The sequence below is a fragment of the Streptomyces sp. NPDC005722 genome (genome assembly GCF_040630935.1).
Taxonomy (GTDB): Bacteria; Actinomycetota; Actinomycetes; order Streptomycetales; family Streptomycetaceae; genus Actinacidiphila.
Genome location: NZ_JBEXYN010000011.1, coordinates 198,754 through 220,243 on the forward strand (window position 1 = coordinate 198,754; position 21,490 = coordinate 220,243).

Annotated in this window: 19 protein-coding genes; 7 read left to right on the plus strand and 12 right to left on the minus strand. The window is 72.0% G+C overall.

The annotated features are described in order from the left end of the window. Positions 1-409 precede the first annotated feature (409 nt). Both ABZ479_RS16025 and ABZ479_RS16030 read right to left on the minus strand, forming a co-directional pair. Positions 410-763 (minus strand): VOC family protein, encoded by a 354-nt coding sequence (locus ABZ479_RS16025; protein ID WP_500462166.1) that lies wholly within the window; start codon positions 761-763, stop codon positions 410-412. 136 nt (positions 764-899) lie between these two features. Next, positions 900-1,103 carry a DinB/UmuC family translesion DNA polymerase gene (locus ABZ479_RS16030; protein WP_500462167.1) on the minus strand — a complete coding sequence of 68 codons (204 nt, stop codon included), beginning with the start codon at positions 1,101-1,103 and terminating at the stop codon, positions 900-902. Here ABZ479_RS16030 and ABZ479_RS16035 point away from each other — a divergent pair. From ABZ479_RS16035 to ABZ479_RS16045, 3 genes are all read left to right on the plus strand, one after another. Beyond that, a complete protein-coding gene (locus ABZ479_RS16035; protein ID WP_500462168.1) occupies positions 1,087-1,278 on the plus strand; it encodes a hypothetical protein in 192 nt (63 codons plus the stop codon). The genes ABZ479_RS16030 and ABZ479_RS16035 overlap by 17 nt on opposite strands. A gap of 191 nt (positions 1,279-1,469) precedes the next feature. Continuing rightward, positions 1,470-4,250, plus strand: coding sequence for an ATP-binding protein (locus ABZ479_RS16040; RefSeq protein ID WP_500462169.1), 2,781 nt, complete (start codon positions 1,470-1,472; stop codon positions 4,248-4,250). A gap of 88 nt (positions 4,251-4,338) precedes the next feature. Beyond that, a complete protein-coding gene (locus ABZ479_RS16045; RefSeq protein ID WP_500462170.1) occupies positions 4,339-7,104 on the plus strand; it encodes an ATP-binding protein in 2,766 nt (921 codons plus the stop codon). A gap of 41 nt (positions 7,105-7,145) precedes the next feature. Here ABZ479_RS16045 and ABZ479_RS16050 read toward each other — a convergent pair whose 3' ends face one another. From ABZ479_RS16050 to ABZ479_RS16080, 7 genes are all read right to left on the minus strand, one after another. Beyond that, positions 7,146-7,979, minus strand: a complete 834-nt coding sequence (locus ABZ479_RS16050) for an alpha/beta fold hydrolase (RefSeq protein ID WP_500462171.1) — start codon at positions 7,977-7,979, stop codon at positions 7,146-7,148. A gap of 53 nt (positions 7,980-8,032) precedes the next feature. Next, positions 8,033-8,509 carry a cupin domain-containing protein gene (locus ABZ479_RS16055; protein ID WP_500462172.1) on the minus strand — a complete coding sequence of 159 codons (477 nt, stop codon included), beginning with the start codon at positions 8,507-8,509 and terminating at the stop codon, positions 8,033-8,035. Between the two features lie 2 nt (positions 8,510-8,511). Next, positions 8,512-9,516: an alpha/beta fold hydrolase gene (locus tag ABZ479_RS16060; RefSeq protein WP_500462173.1), complete on the minus strand. Its 1,005-nt coding sequence runs from the start codon at positions 9,514-9,516 to the stop codon at positions 8,512-8,514. A 16-nt stretch (positions 9,517-9,532) separates the two neighbouring features. Next, positions 9,533-10,339: an SDR family NAD(P)-dependent oxidoreductase gene (locus ABZ479_RS16065; protein WP_500462174.1), complete on the minus strand. Its 807-nt coding sequence runs from the start codon at positions 10,337-10,339 to the stop codon at positions 9,533-9,535. Continuing rightward, the gene (locus ABZ479_RS16070) at positions 10,336-11,145 is read right to left on the minus strand and encodes an alpha/beta hydrolase (protein ID WP_500462175.1); all 810 of its coding nucleotides are present in this window, start codon (positions 11,143-11,145) and stop codon (positions 10,336-10,338) included. Before ABZ479_RS16070 ends, ABZ479_RS16065 begins: the two co-directional genes overlap by 4 nt. Positions 11,146-11,250: 105 nt before the next feature. After that, positions 11,251-12,330, minus strand: a complete 1,080-nt coding sequence (locus ABZ479_RS16075) for an MBL fold metallo-hydrolase (protein ID WP_500462176.1) — start codon at positions 12,328-12,330, stop codon at positions 11,251-11,253. A gap of 846 nt (positions 12,331-13,176) precedes the next feature. Beyond that, positions 13,177-13,842 (minus strand): DNA-binding response regulator, encoded by a 666-nt coding sequence (locus ABZ479_RS16080; protein WP_500462190.1) that lies wholly within the window; start codon positions 13,840-13,842, stop codon positions 13,177-13,179. 67 nt (positions 13,843-13,909) lie between these two features. On the opposite strand from ABZ479_RS16080, the gene ABZ479_RS16085 reads away from it, so the two are divergent. Next, a complete protein-coding gene (locus ABZ479_RS16085; protein ID WP_500462177.1) occupies positions 13,910-14,758 on the plus strand; it encodes an oxidoreductase in 849 nt (282 codons plus the stop codon). A 318-nt stretch (positions 14,759-15,076) separates the two neighbouring features. Here the strand turns inward: ABZ479_RS16085 and ABZ479_RS16090 are convergent, their stop codons facing one another. Further along, entirely contained in the window at positions 15,077-16,096 is a 1,020-nt protein-coding gene (locus tag ABZ479_RS16090; protein ID WP_500462178.1) for an ArsR/SmtB family transcription factor, read from the minus strand. Between the two features lie 135 nt (positions 16,097-16,231). On the opposite strand from ABZ479_RS16090, the gene ABZ479_RS16095 reads away from it, so the two are divergent. Further along, the gene (locus ABZ479_RS16095; RefSeq protein WP_500462179.1) at positions 16,232-17,215 is read left to right on the plus strand and encodes an NHL repeat-containing protein; all 984 of its coding nucleotides are present in this window, start codon (positions 16,232-16,234) and stop codon (positions 17,213-17,215) included. A gap of 484 nt (positions 17,216-17,699) precedes the next feature. Here the strand turns inward: ABZ479_RS16095 and ABZ479_RS16100 are convergent, their stop codons facing one another. Then, positions 17,700-18,341 carry a TetR/AcrR family transcriptional regulator gene (locus tag ABZ479_RS16100; RefSeq protein ID WP_500462180.1) on the minus strand — a complete coding sequence of 214 codons (642 nt, stop codon included), beginning with the start codon at positions 18,339-18,341 and terminating at the stop codon, positions 17,700-17,702. Between the two features lie 67 nt (positions 18,342-18,408). On the opposite strand from ABZ479_RS16100, the gene ABZ479_RS16105 reads away from it, so the two are divergent. Next, positions 18,409-19,998 (plus strand): carboxylesterase/lipase family protein, encoded by a 1,590-nt coding sequence (locus ABZ479_RS16105; RefSeq protein WP_500462181.1) that lies wholly within the window; start codon positions 18,409-18,411, stop codon positions 19,996-19,998. A 313-nt stretch (positions 19,999-20,311) separates the two neighbouring features. Here ABZ479_RS16105 and ABZ479_RS16110 read toward each other — a convergent pair whose 3' ends face one another. Next, positions 20,312-20,488 (minus strand): nitroreductase family protein, encoded by a 177-nt coding sequence (locus ABZ479_RS16110; protein ID WP_500462182.1) that lies wholly within the window; start codon positions 20,486-20,488, stop codon positions 20,312-20,314. Between the two features lie 189 nt (positions 20,489-20,677). Between ABZ479_RS16110 and ABZ479_RS16115 the strand changes: the two genes are divergently transcribed. Next, the gene (locus ABZ479_RS16115; protein ID WP_500462183.1) at positions 20,678-21,277 is read left to right on the plus strand and encodes a TetR/AcrR family transcriptional regulator; all 600 of its coding nucleotides are present in this window, start codon (positions 20,678-20,680) and stop codon (positions 21,275-21,277) included. Positions 21,278-21,490 lie beyond the last annotated feature (213 nt).

Here is a 21,490-nt window from a genome sequence, read left to right on the forward strand (position 1 = left end):
CCGATGATCTCGCACGCCAAGCTGATGGGGACCGCCGCTCGTCCCCGTCCTGCCGCGATGGCCCGGCCGCGACGGCGGCGATTCCCGCGCAGGCGCACGCGAGCGCAGGCGTGGCGGGCGGTTTCCCGGCGGCGCCGCTGTTCGCCGCTCCCGCCGGCGCCGAGGACCCTGCGCCGCACAGACGCTTTCCCCGGCCGCCGCAGCAACGCCGCCGCCCATGCCCGCAACGCGGCGGGCAGGGCCGCTGACCGCTGTCAGGGTCCTCGGCAGGTCACGGCCGGATGTTCCGCTCGACGGTCCGTGAAGGTGACAGCGAAGATGGTCGGTCAGGGGTGACCTGACCTGGGGCGGACTGACGTGCGTGCCAACGAGGCGGACGTCGGGCCGCGGACGGCTGCCCGGTCCCTGCTCAGCCCTTGCGGTTACTGAGGACGCAGAACTCGTTGCCCTCCGGGTCGAGGAGGGTCACCCAGTGCTGCCCGTCCTGCATGGTGTCGACACGCCGGGCACCGAGGGAGAGCAGCCGGGCGACCTCGGCCTCCTGGTCGTCGGGGCGGAAGTCGGGGTGGAGCCGGTTCTTCGACGTCTTGCCCTCGGGGACAGGCACGAAGAGCAGGCCCGGCATCCGGTCCGGCTCAGGCCGGATCTCGATGATCTCCTCGGATTCGTCGACCACAACCCAGCCGAGAGCCTCGGCCCACCAGCGCCCGAGAGCGACCGGGGCGGCGGAGTCGACGATGATTTGTTCCCATTCCAGTGCCATGGGCCTGAGCATAGGCAGATCGGCGGCCCATCCCGCAAAGTCGCCACTGGCAAAGAGGGCGCTGGCGACGCGCTTCGCCGTCAAATGCCTCGATTGGGATGACAGTGCCACCTACTTCACGGTCAAAGGACATCTGTCAGCCGGCCTTGGCACACGCCTCTGTCTTCGCCCTCGTGGAGGTCCGGGACCGGGACACGCCGCTGCCACCGGAGAAGGACACAGCGAGAGTGATGCCCCGGGCCACCTGACGGCGCTCACGGAGCTGATGAGCGAGGTCCACCACGGCGTCGAGGATTTGGGTGCGCACCAGATACGGATCGGGGGTGTCGCGGTTCGACATCGGCTGGACGCTGATGCTCTGCGGCAGTTCGGACGGGGTGACCGGGCGCGAATCGATGCCTTATACCCGCTTGTGCACCAGCGGCGCCTCGCGGCCGCCCGGGATCCGCTGGATGGTCTGCGATCACCGCTACGTGTCCATGAACGCGGCCGAGGTCACCGCCACCACGGCCTGACGCCCCACCGCTGAACCACCGCAGGGCCCCTCGGCGCACGGCGGGGCTTTCCCGGCTGGCCGCCCGCCGGGGGCCCTGCCGCGTTCTGCTGCGGGACGTGCGCACAACCACCGTCATGTGACGGTCGATTGCGCCGCCATCGCGCGCCTAGCGTGTTCTCACGTCAGGAACGCGATGAACAGGGGATTCCCATGGTGTGGCGCGGGGCTCGTTCCGCGGCGGGGCGGGCGATGGTCGGCCGCCCCGCCGAACGCGAGGCGATCGGACGGCTGCTCGACGCGGTACGCGAGGGACTCAGCGGCGTCCTGGTGCTCGTGGGCGAGGCCGGGATCGGCAAGACGCGGCTGCTGGACCACGCGGCGGCCGAGGCCACCGGTGTCGTGCTGACCCGGCTGGTGGGCGTCGAAGCCGAGAAGCCCCTCGGCTACGGCGCGCTGCACCGGCTCCTGCGGCCGCACCTCCACCGCACCGACCGGCTCCCCGCCCGGCAACAGGCCGCCTTGAACGGCGCGTTCGGCCTGACCGACACACCGCACCCGGACCGGTACCTCGTCGGGCTCGCGACCTTGACCCTGCTGTCCGGCGCGGCGTCGGAGCTGCCGATGCTGTGCCTGATCGACGACGTCCACTGGCTCGATCCCGAGTCGGCCGCGACACTCGCGTTCGTCGCACGGCGGCTGCACGCCGACTCCCTGGGCCTGATCTTCGCGGCCAGGGACGACCTCGGCGACCGGGGGCTGTTCGATGCCTTGCCCTCGCTGCGGGTCGGCGGGCTGCCCGCCACCGACGCCCGGGAGGTGCTGACCCGTGCCGTCGCCGGGCACCTGGACCCCGCCGTCGCGGACCGGATCGTGACCGGCACCGGGGGCAATCCGCTGGCCCTCGTCGAACTGGCCGCGCACCTGGGCGCCGAGCAGCTGGCCGGGGTCGCGCCCCTGCCGGAGCCGCTGCCGGTGAGCAGGCTCCTGGAGGAGCACTTCCGGCGGTCCGTCGCCGCGCTGCCGCCCCACACCCGGACGCTCCTCCTCCTCATGGCGGCGGCGCCGACCGACGACCTGGCGGTGGTCCGGCACGCGGCGGGCGCGCTGGGCCTGCCGGCCAGCGCCGCGGCCGTCGCCGTCGAGGCGGGCGTGCTGGAGCACGGGCCCGGCGCCGGGTTCCGGCATCCGCTGATCCGCTCCTCGGTCTACGCGGCGGCCTCCGGGGACGACCGGCGGCGGGTCCATGCCGCCCTCGAAGCGGCCAGCGATCCGGCCCGCGTCCCCGACCGGCGTGCCTGGCACCGCGCCGAGGCGGTCCTCGGCACCGACGACGCGGCGGCCGCGGACCTGGAGGCCGCGTCGGACCGGGCCCGGGCCCGGGGCGGCTACTCCGCCCAGGCGCTGTTCCTGTCCAGGGCGGCCGAACTCACCACCGAACCGGCCGGACGCGCCGAGCGCTACCTCGGCGCGGCCCAGGCCCATCTGGCCTCCGGCGACCACGCCGCCGTGCACCCCCTGCTCGACCTCGCCCTTCCCGCCCTCGACCGGCCCTCCGCCCGCGCCCTCGCGCTGCGGATCCGGGCCTCGGCCGAGCTCTTCGACACCCGCAACGACCGCGTCCCCGCCATGATGCTCGACGCCGTGGCCGAACTCGGCGACGCGGATCCTCGTATGACCCGGGAGCTGCTCTACGAGGCCATGCACGCCGCCGTCATCGCCCAGCACACCATGCACCGCACGACCCTGGCCGAGGTGGCCAAGGCCGTGATCGGCGCCTCCCCCGGCCAGAACGCCCCGGACTGGAGCCCCGACCGGCTGATCGAGGGCCTGGCCCTGCGTACCGCCTACGGCTACGACAGCAGCGTCCCGGTGATCCAGGAGGCCCTGGCGAAACTCTGCGCGTCGGCCGAACTCCACGACATGGCCAGCCCGCTCGCCATCATCGTGGGCCTCGCGGCGGGCGACGTGTGGGACATCGACGCGTACGCCGGGATCGCCGGCCGGCTCGCCGCCGAGAACCGCAGCCAGGGAGCGCTGTACAGCCTCACCCTGTCCCTGACGGTCCAGGCGTACACCGAGATCTGGAACGGGCGGCTGACCACGGCCGACGGGCTTCTGGCCGAGGCCGACGACTACGCCGCGGCCATCGGCCTGGCGATGCAGGGCGATCTCAACAAGGCCCTGCTGTACGCATGGATGGGCAAGGAGAGCGAGGTGCGCGCCGTTGCCGCGGCCATGGACGCCGTCGCCGCGACGTTCGGACTGGGCATGCTGCGCCAACTGGCGCTCCACGCCCGGTGCATCCTCGACCTGGGGATGGCGCGCTACGACGAGGCGCTGCGCCACGCGCTGCCCGCCTACGAGGAGGACTTCCCGTCGGAGGGCAATCTGATGCTGCCGCTCCTCGTCGAGGCCGCCGTCCGCGCGGGCGACCGGCCCACGGCGGTCCTGGCGCTCCAGCGGCTCGAACATCGCGCGCTGCTGGCCGGGACGCCTTGGGCACTGGGGCTGCTGGCCCGCTGCCGGGCCCTGACCGGGGAGGACGCGGAGGCCGAGAGGTGGTACCGGGAGTCGATCGACCTCCTGGCCGGCGTCCCACTGGCCGCGGAACACGCCCGGTCACGGTTGCTGTTCGGCGAGTGGCTGCGGCGGCGCAAGCGCCGGTCCGAGGCCCGGGACCACCTGCGGGCCGCGTACGAGTCCTTCGACGCCTGGGGCGCGGCCCTGTTCGCCGAACGGGCCCGGATCGAGCTGCTCGCGACCGGGGAGAAGGCGCGCCGGCGCGTCCCGGAGACCCGGTCCGATCTCACGCCCCAGGAACGGCACGTGGCGCTGCTGGCCGCATCGGGACTGACCAACGCCGAGATCGCCTCCCGGCTGTTCATCACGACCTCGACGGTCGAGTTCCACCTGAACAAGGTGTTCCGCAAGCTCGGCATCACCTCGCGCCGGCGGATCTCCGCCGCACTCGAAGGGCCGGCGGCTGGCTGATCTCCACCCGGCCGCGGCCGGCCGAGCGGCCGCGCCGCGATCCGGCGCGGTTGGACATGCGGCGGCGTCGACCGCATGATCGATTCTTGTGAGCACGACCAACGACCGGCGTCTCGTCGGGCGCGACGACGAACTGCAATCCCTGTTCGGGCACCTTGACGCGGTCGATTCCGGAGGTCGTGCGATCGGGCTCTTCGGGGAGCCCGGGGTGGGCAAGAGCGCGCTGCAGGCGGAGGTCGTGGAGCGCGCGCGATCCACGGGGTTCACCGTGCTCACCGCGCGGGGCAGCCAGTCCGAGACGCACCTGCCGTTCGCCGGCCTCCATCAACTGCTGCGGCCCCTGCTCTCCCGCGCCGACCGCCTGCCGGCCCTGCAGCGCCACGCCCTGCTCGTCTGCTTCGCCATGAGCGACGCGATCCAGGTGCACCCGTTCTTCGCCTTCCTGGCGGCGCTGGAGTTGCTTGTCGACGCGGCGGCGGACAGCCCGGTCCTGGTCTGCCTCGACGACCTCCACTGGATGGACCAGCCGTCGATCGACGCAGTGGCCTTCGTCAGCCGCCGGATCGCCGGTGAGCGGGTGATCGTGCTGTGCACGTCGCGGCCCGAGGCCCTGCCGTTCGCCGACTCCCACACGATCGAGTGGACGGAACTCGACGGCATCGACGACGCCGCGTCGGCCGAGCTGCTGGACGGGCGGGCGCCGCAGTTGCCGGCGGCCGTGCGAGAACGCGTGCTGCGGCAGGCGCGGGGCAATCCGCTCGCCCTGGTCGAGTTCGCCGGCGCGCTGGAGTCGGGGCGGTACGCGTGGACCGAGTTCGACGAGGACCTGCCCATGACCACCCGCCTGGAGCGGGCGTTCGCCACGCGTGCCGAGCACCTCGACCCGGCCGTCCGCGCCGTCCTGACCGTCGCCGCGGTGGACGACGGCGACGACCTCGGCGACGTCCTCGCTGCCGCGGGCATCCTCCACGGTTCGCCGGTCGACCTCGGCGCGGCGCAACCGGCCTTCGAGCACGGGCTGCTGACCGTGACCGGCGAGCGGTACCGCATCGCCCACCCCCTGGTCGGTTCGGCCCTCCGGCAGGGCATGCCGGCGGCCGTACGCCGGGAGGCCCACGCAGCGCTCGCGGGCGTCCTGACCGGTCATCAGGACCGCGCGGTGTGGCACCTGGCCTCCTCGGTGTCGGGACGTGACGAACGGATCGCGACCGAGCTGGAGCAGGCCGCCGGGAACGCCCAGCGCCGCGGTGCGATCGCCTCGGCCGCCGCGTGGCTGGAACGGGCGGCTGCCCTGAGCCCGGACCCGCCGTCGCAGGCCGCACGTCTGCTCGGTGCCGCCGAGCTCGGCTTCCAGCTCGGCCGGTTCAGCCACGTCGAGCAGATCAAGGCCCAGGTCGCGGGGATGACGCTGCGGCACCGCGACCGGTCGCGGCTGGCGTGGCTCGAAGGCGTCTTCCACGACGGCTCCACGGGTGAACCCGCGGAGGTGCGCCACCTGGTGGCCTTGGCCGAGCACGCCACCGGCGAACAGGACGTCGACCTCGCCATGCAGCTGCTGGTCGGCGCGGCCCGGAGAGTGTGGTGGCGCGATCCCGGTCCGGCCGTGCGGCACGAGATCGTCCGGGCCGCGGAGCAGGTGAACCTGCCGGCCCACGACCCGCGGCTGCTGGCCCTGCACGCGCTGTGCGGGTTCCACGAACGGACGCCGATGGTGGTCGAGCAGCTCGCCCGGTGGCCGGCCGACGCCGACGGGCAGCCGGAACTCGCCGGCCTGCTGGGCATCGCCGCGTTCTGCACGGGCGATTTCCGCCAGGCCGTCGGGTTCCTGTCCACCCCCGTCCGGGAACTCCGCGCCCAGGGCCGTATGAGCCTGCTCGCCGAAGCGCTCGCGATACGCGCCTGGGCCGAGGTCTACCTGGGGGTCTTCGACCCGGCGCGCTCGGCGGACGAGGCCGTGCGGCTCGCCGACGAGACGGGCCAGTCGCTGTGGGCGGCGACCGCGCGCATCGCCGTGGCGCTGATCGACGCGGTGCGCGAGGGCTGGGACACCCGTCACGTCCTGCTCTCCGAGGCCGAGCACGTGGCGCTTCGGACCCCGATCGCCGCGTCGTCCCTGCTGGCCGGCGTGCAGCTGGCCCGCGGCACCGCCGAGTTGGGCGCGAACCGGCACGAGCAGGCGTACGGCGAGCTGCACCGCGTCTTCGAGCCCGCCGACCCCGCGTTCCAGCGGATGCAGCAGGTGTGGGCGCTCGGCTACCTGGCCGACGCCGCCGTCCGCACCGATCGGCGGGCCGAGGTGAGAACCGCGCTGGCCTCCATCGAACGGCTCGTGGGCGATGCCCCTCCCACGGGGGCGGCCATCGCCCTGGAGTACACGAGGGCCGTGCTGGCCGACCGCGCGTCGGCCGAGTCGCTGTTCCGGGCCGCCAAGGACGGCGCGGCTTCCGGGCTGCCGTGGCACCGCGCCCGTATCGACCTGGCGCACGGCTCGTGGCTGCGCCGGCAGCGACGTGTCGTGGAGTCCCGCGGACCGCTGCGGGCGGCACGGTCGGCGTTCGACGCCGTCGGTGCCCGCACCTGGGCGAACCTCGCAGACCAGGAGCTGCGTGCGACGGGCGAGCGCGGGTGGCAGCCCGCGGCGAACCCGCGCGAACTGCTGTCGCCGCAGGAGACCCAGATCGCCGAGCTCGCCGCGCAGGGGTTGTCCAACCGCGAGATAGGACAGCGGCTGTTCCTGTCGCACCGTACGGTCAGCTCGCACCTGTACCGCATCTTCCCCAAGCTCGGCATCGCCTCCCGGGGCCAGCTGGCCGCCGCGCTGACCCGCCACGGCGATCAGCCCCCGGCCGGCTGACGCCCGCCGCCCGGCGGCGGACGTCAACCGGTGCCCGTCGGTCAGTCGGTGGCCCGGGCGGCCGCCTCGACGAGGTCCGCGACGGCTCCCGGGTGGGAGACAGCCACGGCGTGCGAGGCGCCCCGTACCGTCACGGTGTGGGCGTGGGCACGCTGGGCCATGGCCCGCTCGGCGGCCGGCGGGATGGCCTGGTCGGCGTCGGCGACCAGATACCACGACGGGATGGTCCGCCAGGCCGGCGCGCTGCTGGGCGCGGCCAGCGCGCCCACGGCCACCGGGCGCTGCGCGGCCGCCATCAGGCGGGTCTCGCGGGCCGGCACGTCCGCCGCGAAGACCTTCCGGAAGGCGGCGGGGTCGATGTAGGCGTCCTGGCCGCCACCGGGGAACGGCCGCACCACCAGGGACGACGGCAGCTGGCTGCCCAGGTACTCGCCGGTGATCCCCAGGGCGCTCTCGCCCTGGTCGGGCGCGAACGCGGCGATGTAGACCAGGGCCTTGACGTTGGCGTGGCCCGCGGCGGCATCGGTGATGACCGCGCCGCCGTAGGAGTGCCCGACCAGGACGACGGGCCCGGGGATGCTGTCGAGGACGCTGGAGACGTAGGCCGCGTCATCGGCCAGGTCGCGCAGCGGGTTCGCCACGGCGAGGACGGGGTAGCCCTCGCGCTCCAGCCGGGTCACGACACCGTTCCAGCTGGAGGAGTCGGCGAAGGCGCCGTGCACCAGGACGACCGTCGGCTTGGCGGTGTGCGCGGCGGCGGGCGCCGGGGCGGAGAAGTGCGGAGCGGCCTCGGAACTCGCCGGGACGGCCAGCAGGGCCGCGGCCACCAGCGCGGGGATCAGCACGCTCCTGCGTCGCAGGAGGGTGTCCTTCATGTCAACTTCCCTTCGAATGTCCGGATGTCTGGATGCGGAGACCTGCTGGGGCATCACAGCGTGGGAGGCGGTCCGGTGACGCGCAGCTTGAAGGCCTCGGCCGACCCCACGATCGACGCCAGGTCGAAGGCCGGCGGGATGTCCCTGGCGTCGGTCACCGGGACACCGTTGGACCTGAACCACTCCTCGATGCCGGCCGGGCTGAAGACGACGGCGAGCCGCGCGCCCTCGGAACGGACCAGATAGCTGTGCGGCACGCCGCGCGGACCGAAGGCGACCTGCCCGGGGGTCAGGTCGTGGCGCTTGTCACCGACGAAGAAGGAGACCTCGCCGTCCAGCAAGAACCAGAACTCTTCCTCGTTCTCGTGCACGTGGTGCGACGGCGCATGGCCTATCGGGTCGGAGAACTCCATCACGCTCATCGCGTCGCCGGTCGCCCGGGCCGGGAGCAGGATCCGGGCCTGCCCGCCGAGGAACCAGAACGGCTCGGTGTCGGAGGTGGCTTCGAAGCCGGGAAAACTCTTGATCACGATCACTTCTCCAGATGCGAGGCGGGACGGCCGAGGAAGCCGAGCAGCATGGCGGTCAGTTCCTCGGGGTGCTCTTCGTAGATCCAGTGGCCGGAGTTCGCGATGGTCACCCCGGTGACGTCGGAGGCGTACTTCGCGGCCTGTTCGCCTTGGGCGTCGCCGAGGCTGCCGGAGGCGCCGATGGCGAGCACGGGCATCCTCAGTGGGGTCTTCGCGAACTCCTCGTTGTCGCGGATGTCCTGCGGGAACACCCGGAACCAGGCGAGGCTCGCCGCGAGGTGCGCGGGGTCGCGCAGGTAGTGCGCGAACACCCGGATGTCGGCCGGGCTCACCGCTCCCTGGACGCCCTCGAACCCGCCGATGAAGCCGGCGGTCCAGGCGACCTCGCGGCCCCTGATCATGTTCTCCGGCAGGCCGTCGGTCAGGTTGAAGAACCCGAAGTTCCAGACGCCGGGCCCCTGTTCGGTCAGCGAGGGGATCGAGTAGATGCCCTTGTCCGGGATCGGCGCCTCGCTGAGGACCAGCTTCTTCACCGTTGCCGGGTACTGCGCGGCGTAGGAGTAGGCGACCATCGTGCCGATGTCGTGGCTGACGATCCGCACGTCGCCGGCCTTGCCGAGCGACACCAGCAGCGCGTGCAGCTCGGCGGCCATCGTCTTCTTGTCGTAACCGGAGGGCGGGGCGTCACTCTGCCCGGCGCCTGGCAGATCGGGGGCGATGACCGTGTAGTGCTCGGCGAGGGCGGGCATGATGCCGTGCCACTCGTACCAGGTCTGCGGGTAGCCGTGGAGGAGCAGCAACGTCGGCCCGTGGCCGCCGATGACGTAGTGCAGGCCGATGCCGGCGACGCGGGTCTTGTGCTCGCTGAACCCCGCGGGCAGCCGCTCGCCGGCGGACGAGGCCGAGGCGGGGGCCGCGTTCGTGGTGAACGTGGTCACCCCCAGGGCGACGGCCACGGCGAGGGCCGCGCCGAGCAGGCGGCGGTTTCGGGGCAGGTGGAATCTCACTCGGGCTCCAGAATCATCAGAGGGTGTCGGTCATGCCGCCGTCGATGAGGAAGTCGGCGCCGGTGACGTTTCCCGACCGCCGGCCGGCCAGGAACACGACCAGGTCGGCCACTTCGGAGGGCAGGGTGAACCGCCCGGTGACCGCCGCGGACGCGGCGGTGTCGGCGACGGCGTGCGGATCCAGGCCCAGGCTCGCGCCGACGGTCGCGGCCACCCCGTCCGCGCCCCGCCACAGCGCGGTCTCGACCGGCCCCGGGCTCACCGAGTTGACCCGCACGCCCTGCGGACCCACCTGCTTGGACAGCGCCTTGCAGAAGTTGGACAGGGCGGCCTTGGCGGCGCTGTAGTCGATGACCAGCGGATCGGGCAGCCGGGCGTTGACCGAGGAGACGGTGACGATCCGGCCGTCCCCGGTGTCGACGAGATGCGGCAGCGCGCTGCGGGTGGCGCGCACCGCGGCCATGAAGTTGACCGTGAACGTCCAGTCCCAGTCGGCGTCGGTGATGGCCGCGAAGCCCTCGACACGCGGCCGCACCGCGCCGACGTTGTTCACCAGGACGTCGAGCCCGCCGTGCAGTTCGACCGCGGCGGCCACCAGCGCGGCCGGGCCGTCGGGGGTGGCCAGGTCGACCTCGACGACGGTGAGCTCCGCCCCCTGCTTGATCAGGTCGTCGAGTTCCTCCGTGCGCTTCCTGGTCCCGGCGACGACCCGGGCCCCGGCCCTGAGCAGGCCCTGCGTGATCGCCAGGCCGATGCCCCGGCCGGCGCCGGTGACCACCGCCCGCTGCCCCTCCAGGCCGAGGTCGTGGGAAGGAGCGGTCACCGCGAGCCCTCCAGACCCTGCCGCCGCAGCCAGGACAGCGCCTCGTCCGCGACCTCGAGCCAGCCGCTGTCGACCGTCAGCGAGTGCCCGCGGTCGGGGAAGGTCATGAAGTCGGTGACGGCCTCGGAGTGCCGGTACTGCTTGAGCGTCGCACGGGTGACGGCCTCCGGGACGGTGTGGTCCTTGCCGCCGGACATCAGCAGCAGCGGGCCGCGCCCGGAGTTCTCGGTGTCGACCTTGGCCGGCGAATGCGGGTTGAAGTTCGCCGCGGCGGCCTCGAACAGCGGCTTGCCCGGCGCGGGAATGGTCCACTGCGCGAACAGGGCGTCCGACTCCTCCTCGCTCACGGCGTTGCCGAACGCGAAGCGGAACTGCTCGGCGCTCAGGGACACCGCGCGGTGCTTGTTCGCCGGGTTCTTGAACACCGGCAGCGTCGACCGCAGCGCCGACAGCGGCAGCGGCAGGACCCCCTTGATCTGCGCCGCGTCGATCGCCACCGCGGCCGCGGCCAGGTCCTGGCCGAGCAGCTTCTGGGCGATCATGCCGCCGAAGGAGTGCCCGATGAGGATCGGCAGCGTGTCCAGGCTCCGGATGATGGACGCGTAGTGCTCGACGACGTCGTCGATGCCGTGGTCGGCGATGCTCTCGGGGTTCTGCCGCGCCTCCTCCACGGTGTCGGGGTCGCCGGGCCAGCCGGGCGCGGACGGGGCGTAGCCCTCGGCGCCGAACAGGTCGATCCACGGCTGCCAGGACGTGCTGTGCAGCCACAGGCCGTGGATGAAGAGGACGGGTGTGGGGCTGGTCATGGCCGTCGGGCCTTTCTCGTGAGCGGAAACGATGGGTGAGCGGGCCCGGTCGGTCGGGACCGGGCCGGAGGATCGAAGGTCAGGAGCCGGAGCCGGGGGCCGGCGTCAGGGACGGGTGCCGAACGGGCCGAGCGTCCCGGCGTCGATGCGGAAGGACTCGACCAGGGCCGCCGCGTTGTCGAGCGTGAACACGTCCGCGGCCGCGAGGACCCCGGTGTACTTCGCGGCGACCGGTGCGGCGGCCTGCGCCGCCACCGCGTCGAGGTAGGTTTTGAAGATCGCCCACGAGTTGCCCAGCGGGCCGTACTTGTCGAAGTAGGGCGTGGGATCCAGGTTCATGGCGGCCCGGGTGGAGGCTTCGAGGTCGGCCATGTAGGCGCGCTGGAGGTCGCCGTCCGCGCGCACGCCGAGCCGGCCGAGGTGGCCGCCGACCAGGGTCCGCCACGGGTACCCCATGGCGATGTCGTGCGCCCGCAGCCAGGCCGGGATGTCCTGGGAGACCGCGAGGTTCTTGAACGGCACCCAGCCCGGGTACAGGATGTCGACGACCATCAGCGTCCGGTGCTCCGGCGCGTGGATGAAGATGTTGTCCGGGGAGTGGTTCGGGCCGTAGTAGGCCAACTCCAGCCGCTCCCCGCCGACATGCAGCGTGTAGCGGTCCTCGAAGGTGACGGTCGGCGCCGGGCGGTTCGGGTCGGCGGCGCGCAGTAGCAGGCGCCGGCACTCGGCATGCCCGATGCGCACGACGTCCTTGCCGAAGATCGACGAGGCACCCACGTGGTCGGCGTGCGAGTGCGAGTGGACGAGGTGGGTCACCTTCGCCGGACGGCCGTTGGCCCGGGTCACGTCCGCGATCGCCCGCAGCAGGTTGTGGCCGATGGTCGGCGGGGCGTCGACCAGGACGACGCCGTCCCGGGTGCTGAGGAACATCGCCTGGTAGAAGCCGTCGGTCACCCAGTAGAGGTGTCCGTCGATCCGGCCCACGAAGTACCCCGCGTCGTTGAGTTCCGGCCCGGTCGCGGCGGGCGGGACGGGCGCGAAATCAGGAAGCCCGGGGGTCTCGGCCGCAGCGGCAGCCGTGCCCCCCAGGGCCCCGCCGGCCAGGGCGGCGGCTGCGGGCAGCGCGGCCGCCGTGCGCAGCAGGGAGCGGCGGTTCGCCGGGGCATCCCAGAATGTGGTCTTCAAGACCGGCCTTTCAGGTTCAGGCGATCGCGGCGGACGTCTCCCCGGCCGGGCCTGGGGCCCGGCCTGGACATCGATGTCAGCGGAGTTCCTCGCGATCATGGGCACGACCTGCAGGACACCACCGGGCCCGGTCCGTTCGCACCGGGGAAAGACCCCTGTCCCGGACGGCCCGGCCGCCCGGCACGGCCTGGGGACCGGCCCCGGTGCGAAGCCGGGGTGCGCCGTGCTGAAGTCCCCTCCGGGGCGCACCCGGAGCGAGGACAGGGCGATGCCCCGTGCGAGGCACCCGGCCCCGGGCCACCTGCCGCCCGCCGGACTGCGGCTTCGCGCGGAACCGGGCGAGCCGGCAGGCCACCCTCCGTGCCCGCCACCACGCGACCGGCAACCGGCCCGGGTCCCACCCCACCCCGACGAGGGGACCTCTGCAAGTGCGCCGCGACGAACTGCACGCCGCTCTCTCCCGCCATACGGCAGCAGGCGGTCCACGCCGAGGTGTGGGGCCATGACCGGCGGCTCGGATGTGAGTGCAGACGGTCGGAGACGACGGCACGCAGTCGCAGTACGGCTTCCGCCCCGACACCACCGGCCTCTGCGGGCGCCGGTGGTGTCGGGGGCGGTCGGCGATCAGAGGTTGCGGTACTTCGGGGTAACCGGCCGCTGGACGCGGGCCCGAATGCGTTTGTACCGCGGCCTTCGCGTACGTACCACTTACGGCACAGTGAAACTGCCAGACTCCGTGGGCGACTGCCAAGTCGTCGCCGCCTTCGGGGGTACACGTGACGGTTGGTCGCGTGGTCTGGGGCGTTCAGGCATGCAGACTGCTAATGGGGCGCGATCGCTGTGTTGTTAATGGGGTAGCCCCAGCTCGCCTGCACGTAGCCCGGCCTGGAAGCGGGAGTCGGCCTCGAGCTGTGCCATCAGCTCCGCCACACGCCGTCGGTAGGTGCGCAGTGAGACGCCGAGTCGTCCTGCCGCTGATTCGTCGGTCAGGCCCGAACCGAGGGCTTTGAGGATCATCCGGCCGTCGGCATCGAGGTGTTGGACGTCGCTGCGCAGATAGGTTTCGAGATCGACGGCGGTGTCCCAGATTGCCTGGAACAGCGAGTGAACGCCGTTGACCAGGATCTGCGACGTCGTCACGGTGTACTCGCGGCCGGTGGGGGTCTCCTGGCCGGCAAGGATCATCACCCGCCGGTCGATGAGGATGGTTTCGTGTGGCAGCGGCGAGCGGCTGATGCGAACGAGAGCGCCCTTACTCCGCACCAATCGCAGGTGTGCGCGGGCCTCCTCGTCGGCGAGTGCCACCGGACTGAGCAGCTTCCGAGGGGTGAAGTCAGCGGATTCTGCGGCGCGCATCCGATTCCGGACCGAGGCCCTGGTCTGCGGTTGCGACCAGGTGTTGAGATCCCGGGCGGCGCACAGGAACTCGCTCCGTGCGGACTCGAAGAGGTGACCTGCGCGCGCGGTCAGCTCTGCGTCTCCTCGCACTGAAAAGACCTCTTCGTTCCGCATCCCGCCAGTCTGGCAGCAAGCTGCCACGAGCTCGCTGGGCGTCGTGGCGGCGGACACCATGAGCGTCATGACGATCAAGACTTTCTCCCTCGGCGGAGAGCTGACGGTCAACCGGCTCGGCTTCGGTGCGATGCGCCTGGCGATGGGCACCTTCGCCGGTCCGGCGCGAGATCCCGAGACGGGCATCGCCGTGCTCCGCAGGGCCGTGGAACTGGGCGTGAACCACATCGACACGGCCGGCTTCTACGGCAGGGACGCGGTGTGGGCCAACGAGCTGATCCGTACGGCATTGGCCCCTTACCGTGACGACCTGGTGATCGCGACGAAGGTGGGGACGTTGCCAGGACCGAACGGTGTGCCGAGTGGGCAGGCGACGGCTGATCAGCTGCGCGGCCTGGTCGAGACGGATCTGCGCTCTCTGGGTCTGAACCGGCTCGACCTTGTCTATCTGCGGGTCGGCGGGATGACCGGACCGGGTGGCGAGTCGATCGCCGGACGGTTCGCGGTGCTGGCCGAGCTCCGCGCGCAGGGGCTGATCCGGCACCTGGGTGTCAGTAATGTCGACGCCGCCCAGCTGGCAGAGGCCCGGGGGATCGCGCCCGTCGCGGCGGTGCAGAACCGGCACACCGGCGAGCCGGGGTTGCTGCACGAGTGCGAGGAAGCGGGCATCGCGTATGTGCCGTACTTTCCGCTCGGCGGCGGCATCGGCAGCGGCCCTCTCGACGCCGAACGGCTCGCCAAGGTCGCGGCACGCCTGGGCGCGACCTCCGCACAGGTCGCCATCGCCTCGCTGTTGGCGAAGTCGCCGTCGGTGCTGGCGATTCCGGGCACCGGCTCTCTCGATCATCTGGAGGAGAACCTCGCGGCGAACGGTCTCAGTCTCCGTGAGGAGGACTTGTCTGACCTGCGAGGCTAACGGGTCGGCTCCGGAAGGCAGCCTTTGGCCACAAGGCTGAGACCGGATCGCTGAGTGGGACCACGTCGGCGAGGTCGTCCGGGAGAGCAGCACATCCAACGCCCCGAGGAACTGGTGATCGTCTCCGTCACCGACGTGCCGGAACGGTTCGCGCCGGTCACCTGCAGCGAGACCCAGCCGGTGCCCGGCGCGGGCTCGGTCACCCGCGGGTCGCCGTCCCGGCCCCGGACCTCCGCCGTGTGTCAGGGGGCTCGGTCGGTCGAACGGCGTCAGCCTGCCGTGGCACGTTTCGGATGTTGCCCTGTGGGCGTTGCTTGGCTACGCCGCGGGCGGTTCGCCCGACAGCAGGGCCGCGCCGAGCGGGGTGAGGCTGTGCAGGACGGCGGTACCGATCCGGGTCGTGGTCACCAGCCCGGCGTTGCGCAGCACCCCCGCGTGCTGGCTGGCCGTCGGGAGGGAGACCTGGACCCGCTCGGCGAGCGCGGTGGTCGTGGCCGGCTCGCGCAGCGCCTGGAGCACCGTCGCCCGGGTCCGCCCGAGAAGCGGTCCGAGGGCGGCTCCTGGCGGTGCGGCCGGGGCCCGGGCCGGGTCGGGCACGTGCATCGGGTAGGCGAGCACGGTCGGCTCGTGGGGCAGGTAACCGATCATCGGTCCGGTGGCGAACCAGGACGGTATGAGCAGCAGCCCGCGGCCGCACAGCGGGATTTCGTAGTCGTAGCGGGACGGTAGGTGCAAGACCGGGGGATCCCAGCGCCAGGTGGGAACGAGTGTGGTCAGCAGCGCGTCGACGCCCCCGCGCAGCAGCATCTCCGACCGCAGGGCGCGGTCCGCCGCGCCGTCGGTGCGGACCCGTGGCCACAGCGGGGCGATCGACGAGGCGTAATAGCTCTTCAGATCGGCGGTCAGGACGCGTCGTGCGGCGAGCGACCCGGTGGCCAGCTCCAGCGTCCAGCGGCTCGGGGGCTCTTGGCCGCCGCTCGTTCCGCCGCCGCTCGTTCCGCGGGCGCCCGGCAGGACGCGCAGATCGGTGGCGAGGCGGTCGGCGGGGGTGCGCCCGGCCAGGTCGACGGCGGTCGCGAGGTCCGCTGCGGCCGGCTGGAGCAGAAAGTCGGGCAGGTAGCCGTCACGCGGCACCAGGTCGAGCAGGACCCCGGCGCGGTCGGCCAGGCTGCCGTTCAACCGCCGCCACCACTGCCTGGCTGCGGCGTGCGTGCGGCCCGTTCCGGCGGCCGGCGCCCGCAGTCCGCGCACGCTGAGGACCGCCTCCCACAGGGCGTTGGGCGCCGGGGCGAGCGTGACCCGGCGCAGATCAGCGGTGTCGAAGTGTAAGCGGATCACGACAACTGATTATCGGCCCGGCGGAGCCTTTCGCCCAGACGTGAAAGGCGATGCGGACGCTCCCGGGGCCCCGGCAGGCTCTCGTGTGTCCCCGCGCCGCGGGGACACACGCCACATGTCCCGGAGGTTGTGACGATGCCCGGCACCACCCGACTCCCGCGGCTGTACACCGCTGTCCTGCTGACCGGCCTGATGGCCCTGCCCCTGCATGCCGCCCCGGCCGCCGCGCGTGAACTGCCGCGCACCTACGTCGTCTCCCGGGCGCCCGGTGTGCTGCCGGAGGGGATCGCGATCGACCGCGACGGCACGATGTACGTGTCCTCCGACGGTACCGGCGCGCTGTACCGCGGCGACGTCCGCGACGCCCGCTTTCGGCCCTTCCGCGCGCAGGGCCTCGCGGATCGCCCGAGCACACGGGGCGTGCACACCGACGGCCGGGGACGGGTGTACTCGGTCGGCGGCGCCGAGCTGAGCGTCCACGACCGCCGCGGCCGCCTGCTCGCCGCACGCACGGCGCAGGGCGGGCCGCTCGGTGCGTCCGACCTGAACGACCTCGTGATCACCGACGACGCCGTGTACGTCACGGACTGGGCCAACCCCGTGGTGTACCGGGCCGCCCTCCGCCACGGCCGGCCCGGTCCGCTGGAGCCGTGGCTGGACATCCGCTCCGCTTTCCCGCAGTTCCCCGCGCAGTACTGGCTGCTGAACGGCATTGTCGCGGACCGGACGGGCCGCACGCTGCTGGTGGCGTCCAACGGGACCGAGGCGGTGTGGCGGGTGGACGTCGTCACCCGGGAGGTCGGCCAAGTGGACCTGGGCGGCGCGTCCTTCGGCGCCGATGGGATGCTGCTGCACGGACGGACGCTGTACGCGGTGCTCAACTACGGTGCGCCGAACGGCGTCTACGTTGCCGAGCTCGACCCGGACCTGCGCACCGGCACGGTGACGCACCGCGTCACCGGGGAGCCCTTCGACCTGCCCACGACGTTGGCCCGCCACGGCTGCCGGCTCTACGTCGTCAACAGCCAGAACGACGAGCCGCCGGGCCGGCCGCCGTACACCGTGAGCGCGATCGACGACCCGGTCTGCGCCGAGAGCCCTGGTGACCAGCGTCGATGACCGCGCCGGTCATTCTCCGCGGCGGCGTTCGGCAGCCGACTCGGCCGGCGTCTCGTCGAGGACGCCCGGGCCGCGTGCGGCAGTGGGTCGGTCATGGCGAACGCCGCTTCGGCGGACGGGCTGACGCGCAGGCCCTGAGGGCGCCGGCGAGGGAAGCCTGGACATCGCGTGCGTGCACCGGTCTGACGGGAGGTCTGTCGTTTCTGCCGGGCAGGTGGATTTTCCGGCTGGCCTGCGCGAGGAGATCGCGGGTCACGTGATCAGGTTCCGGGGGAGCGGAGCCTGGAGGAACTCTTCGAGCGCCTCGGCGCGTTCGAGGTCCCTCCCGCTTCGGGCGAGGCGGTCCTCCCCGACGAGCACGCACAGCGCCGCTTCGTGGACCTGGCCAACGAGTACCTGCAGCCGGTGGTCGCGCTCCTGCGCCAGGGCGGGTCGGGTGGGCGGCGCCGTGGCGGTCCTGTGCCTTCGTTCCGGGGACCGGGTCTCACCCCTCCTCAGACAGGTGGGTGGCCAGCGCTCGCAGGCCCGCCAGCACCTCGTCGGCGGTGGGCGCGGACTCGGGGTCGGTGAGATGCTGGATCATCAGGCCGCTGACGAGGGCGAGCTGCACCGAGCCGACGGTGCGGATCATCGCTTCGGAGAGCTCGGTCTCGGGGGTTCCGGTGACCTCTCGTGTCATGCCCCTGCGCCCTTGCCGCATCCCGGCAGCCACCTGCTCACGCAGTTCCGGATCGCGCTGCGCGCGCAGAACGGTCTCCAGATTGGCGATCCAGAAGGTCTCGTTGACGGAGAACGCCTCGATCAGCCGGCGCCACAGTGCGCCGAGGTCGCCGGCGTTCATCGACGGCCCGAAGACTTGGTCTCCCGAGTCGAGTGCCTCGAAGAGCGCCTGGTTCAGCAGTGCCTCCTTCGAGCCGAAGTGATAGCCGATCGCCGCCATGCTCACGCCCGCCGCGGAGGCGAGGTCGCGGACCGTCGTGCGCTCGTAGCCCTTCGCGAAAAGGCACTGTCTGGCGGCTTCCAGCAGCTTCTCTCGGTTTCCCATGGCGCGAACCGTATCAAGAGGCTGCGCGTTTGCGTCAAACGAACGCCTCAGGCAATCGCCTTGGGCGAACGTCTTGCGCATCTGCCCAATATTTGGCTACCTTCCAAGCATCAAGATCACACCGATCCTGGGAGCCCGGATGAGACCCATGAAGTCCCGCGTCGCTGTCCTTGTCGCGGCCACCGTCTCCACAACGCTCGCCGCCACGATGACCACGGCCGGCCTCGCCTCCGCGCGTCCCAGCGCCCAGGACTTACCCGCCACGGTGATGACCGCCGAGGGCCCGGTCCGTGGCACGGTCGCTGACGCGGTGCGCACGTTCCAAGGCATTCCTTATGCGGCCCCGCCGACCGGAGAAGCCAGGTGGAAGGAGCCGCGGCCGGTGCGCCATTGGTCGTCGCCACGGGACGCCCACGCCCCGATGAGCGCCTGCGCGCAGCCGACCGACCAGCCCATCTCCATCGAGGGCGGTGGCAGTGAGGACTGTCTCTACCTGAACGTCACGACTCCGGCCAGGCGGACGACGGGGCGGCTGCCGGTCATCGTCTGGATTCACGGCGGCAGCTTCACCTACGGCGACGGCGCCACTTACCGCGCGGCCAAACTGGCCGCCGCCCGGCAGGGCGCGATGGTCGTGACGATCAACTACCGGCTCGGCGCGTTCGGCTTCCTCACCTCACCCGGCCTGCGCGCCCCGGCCAACCTCGGCCTCCTTGACCAGCAGGCCGCGCTGAAATGGGTCCACCGCAATGCCAGGGCCTTCGGTGGGGACCCGCGCAACGTAACCCTCATGGGGCAGTCAGGTGGCGGGTACAGCGTCTGCGCCCAGCTGGTCTCACCCGGGGCACGCGGGCTCTTCAGCAAGGCGATCGTGCAGAGCGCGGGCTGCGTCGGACCGGACGGCTCGTTCACCCGCACACAGGCGCAGGCCAACGGCCTCGCCGTCGCCAAAGCCGCGGACTGCGACGACCTGCACGCCGTCGACTCCTGCCTGCGGCGCAGGTCCACCACTGAACTCATCAAGGCGTCAGCTTCCGGACACGACGGCTACCGCCCCGTGGTGGACGGCAAAGTACTGCCCGAGGCGCCGTCGCAGGCCATCGCCGCCGGGCGGTTCGCCCGGGTACCAGTGCTGCACGGCTCCACTCACGACGAGATGAGCGGGCTGGCCGGGCTCGACGAAATCTCGACAGGAAGGCCGCTGGGCGCCGAGGAGTATGCCGAGAAGGTCACCGAGCAGTTCGGAAAGGAAGCTCCCGCGGTCCTGGCCGAGTACCCGGCCGCGAACTACGTGGCACCCGGGGCGGCGCTGTCGGCCGTGCTGACCGACTCGGAGTGGTCAACCGCGGCCCTCGACACCCAGCGCGCGCTGGCCCGCTACACCCCCGTCCACTCCTACGACTTCGCCGAGACCTCGGCCCCGTACTTCAAGGACGTGCCGCGGCCGGCGAGTTTCTCGCTCGGCACCGGCCACATGATCGACCTGGCCTATCTGTTCGACAACGACCTGTTCGAGCCGCTCGACGCCGCACAGGCCGGGCTGTCGGACACGGTGATCTCCTACTGGAGCCGGTTTGCGAGCACGGGGCAGTTGAACGGCTACGGCATGCCTGCGTGGAAGCGGTTCACGACCCACAGCCCGTACGTGCAGCGGCTCGCGTCCGGCCGCATCGGGCAGACCGACTTCGCAGCCGACCACCACTACGCCTTCTGGAAGGCGCTCGCTGCAACACGTTGAAGGAAAGGGCTGCTGACGAAGTACGCGACAGCCGGAACGCCGCCGTTCAAGACCGTGTCCTGTGTGGTGAGGTGGACGGCAGCGGAGGGCAGCCGCGAGGCCGGGAGGCCAGGTGGTTGCGGGCGGCAGCAGCCGGTCCCACACGTGGCGCTGCGCCTGGACCCACGCGCCGGGGCCTCGGCCTGCACGCCCGCCTGTCCCGGCGTGGTCGGGGGTGGCCGGCCGTTTTCGATGAGGACGTGGCTTGGCCGGTAGCTGCGTTGCCGTGCCGCGGGCCAGATGGGGCACCAGGTCGGGTTGGCTTTGCCCATGACTACGCTCGGCCGGCGGCCCGCCCGTCACCACGTAGACGTGCCACGGCTGCAGGTTCGACGCGGAGGGGGGACCAGGCGGCGGCAGCCAGCAGGCGCTCCAGCGCCTCGCCGGGGACCTGCCGGTCGGTAAAGGCGCGGACTGCCCGTCGGGTCGTGGCCGCCTCGTAGACATCCATGACCAACCACCCCCAAGAGCTTTAACCCGCATGATCGACAGTTAAAGCAGGCTGAATGTGACACATGGGTGCCGTCCTCGTTGTGTACGGCGCCTGGGACTGCTGCGGCTGCCCTCCGTGGAACCCGCCCGGGCCAGGCCCGGCGTGATAACTTAATACGAAGGTTCGTTTTTTTGCGAGGATGGATCCATGCCCAAGGTCACGCCGGAGTACATGGAAGCCCGCCGTCAGCAGATCCTGGACGCGGCGCGCCGCTGCTTCTTGCGCGACGGGTTCCATTCGACGTCCATGCAAGATCTGTTCGCCGAGTCCGGCCTGTCGGCCGGCGCCGTGTACCGGCACTTCGCCAGCAAGAACGAGGTGATCACGGCGATCGTCGAGGAGAGCGTGCGCGATGTCCTCGCCATGGTCCAGGGCGTCGCGAGGAATCGGCCCGGCGGTTCCTTCGGGGACCTCATGGCCGACGTCCTGGAGGCGGTGAAGGTCAAGACCGCCGAGCGGAGCATCGCCGGTCTCTCCGTGCTGGCCTGGTCCGAGGCGCTGCGGAACCCGTCGCTGGCCAGGCAACTCGACGATCTGATGGCCCAGATGCGCACGGCGCTGGCCGACGTCATCCGTGAGCACCAGCAGAGCGGCACCCTCCCGCGTGAGGTCTCTCCCGACGCGATGGCCGCCGCGTTCATGTGCATGCTTCCCGGCTACATCCTCCAGTTGGCGATGGACGACTCCGCGCTGGACGGAGTGCCAGGCGCCCTGCGAGCGCTCTGGCCGGCCCCGGCGACGTCCTGACTGCACGGGCCCGCCGCAGGCCTCGTGGCCGCTTCGCGTCCGGATCAGGATCCGGACGCGCCACCGCACATCCCCAGCGCTCATGGTCCAGTGTCATGTGCTGCCCGGCATCGGTGGCCCGGCGGGGCCACGCACGCCCGTCCCGCATGCGGCTGTGCCGGCGCGCCCCGGCGGCGAGCGGGCAGTCTCCTGGCTCCGACGACCGGCCGGTCG

Excerpts from the sequence above, each read along its gene's own strand:
- ABZ479_RS16105 (WP_500462181.1), top strand. The coding sequence starts at position 18,409 with ATGAAGTCCCGCGTCGCTGTCCTTGTCGCGGCCACCGTCTCCACAACG.
- ABZ479_RS16095 (WP_500462179.1), top strand. The coding sequence starts at position 16,232 with ATGCCCGGCACCACCCGACTCCCGCGGCTGTACACCGCTGTCCTGCTG.
- ABZ479_RS16070 (WP_500462175.1), bottom strand. The coding sequence starts at position 11,145 with ATGACCAGCCCCACACCCGTCCTCTTCATCCACGGCCTGTGGCTGCAC.
- ABZ479_RS16025 (WP_500462166.1), bottom strand. The coding sequence starts at position 763 with ATGGCACTGGAATGGGAACAAATCATCGTCGACTCCGCCGCCCCGGTC.
- ABZ479_RS16040 (WP_500462169.1), top strand. The coding sequence starts at position 1,470 with ATGGTGTGGCGCGGGGCTCGTTCCGCGGCGGGGCGGGCGATGGTCGGC.
- ABZ479_RS16030 (WP_500462167.1), bottom strand. The coding sequence starts at position 1,103 with ATGTCGAACCGCGACACCCCCGATCCGTATCTGGTGCGCACCCAAATC.
- ABZ479_RS16115 (WP_500462183.1), top strand. The coding sequence starts at position 20,678 with ATGCCCAAGGTCACGCCGGAGTACATGGAAGCCCGCCGTCAGCAGATC.
- ABZ479_RS16050 (WP_500462171.1), bottom strand. The coding sequence starts at position 7,979 with ATGAAGGACACCCTCCTGCGACGCAGGAGCGTGCTGATCCCCGCGCTG.
- ABZ479_RS16080 (WP_500462190.1), bottom strand. The coding sequence starts at position 13,842 with ATGCGGAACGAAGAGGTCTTTTCAGTGCGAGGAGACGCAGAGCTGACC.
- ABZ479_RS16110 (WP_500462182.1), bottom strand. The coding sequence starts at position 20,488 with ATGGATGTCTACGAGGCGGCCACGACCCGACGGGCAGTCCGCGCCTTT.
- ABZ479_RS16100 (WP_500462180.1), bottom strand. The coding sequence starts at position 18,341 with ATGCGCAAGACGTTCGCCCAAGGCGATTGCCTGAGGCGTTCGTTTGAC.
- ABZ479_RS16085 (WP_500462177.1), top strand. The coding sequence starts at position 13,910 with ATGACGATCAAGACTTTCTCCCTCGGCGGAGAGCTGACGGTCAACCGG.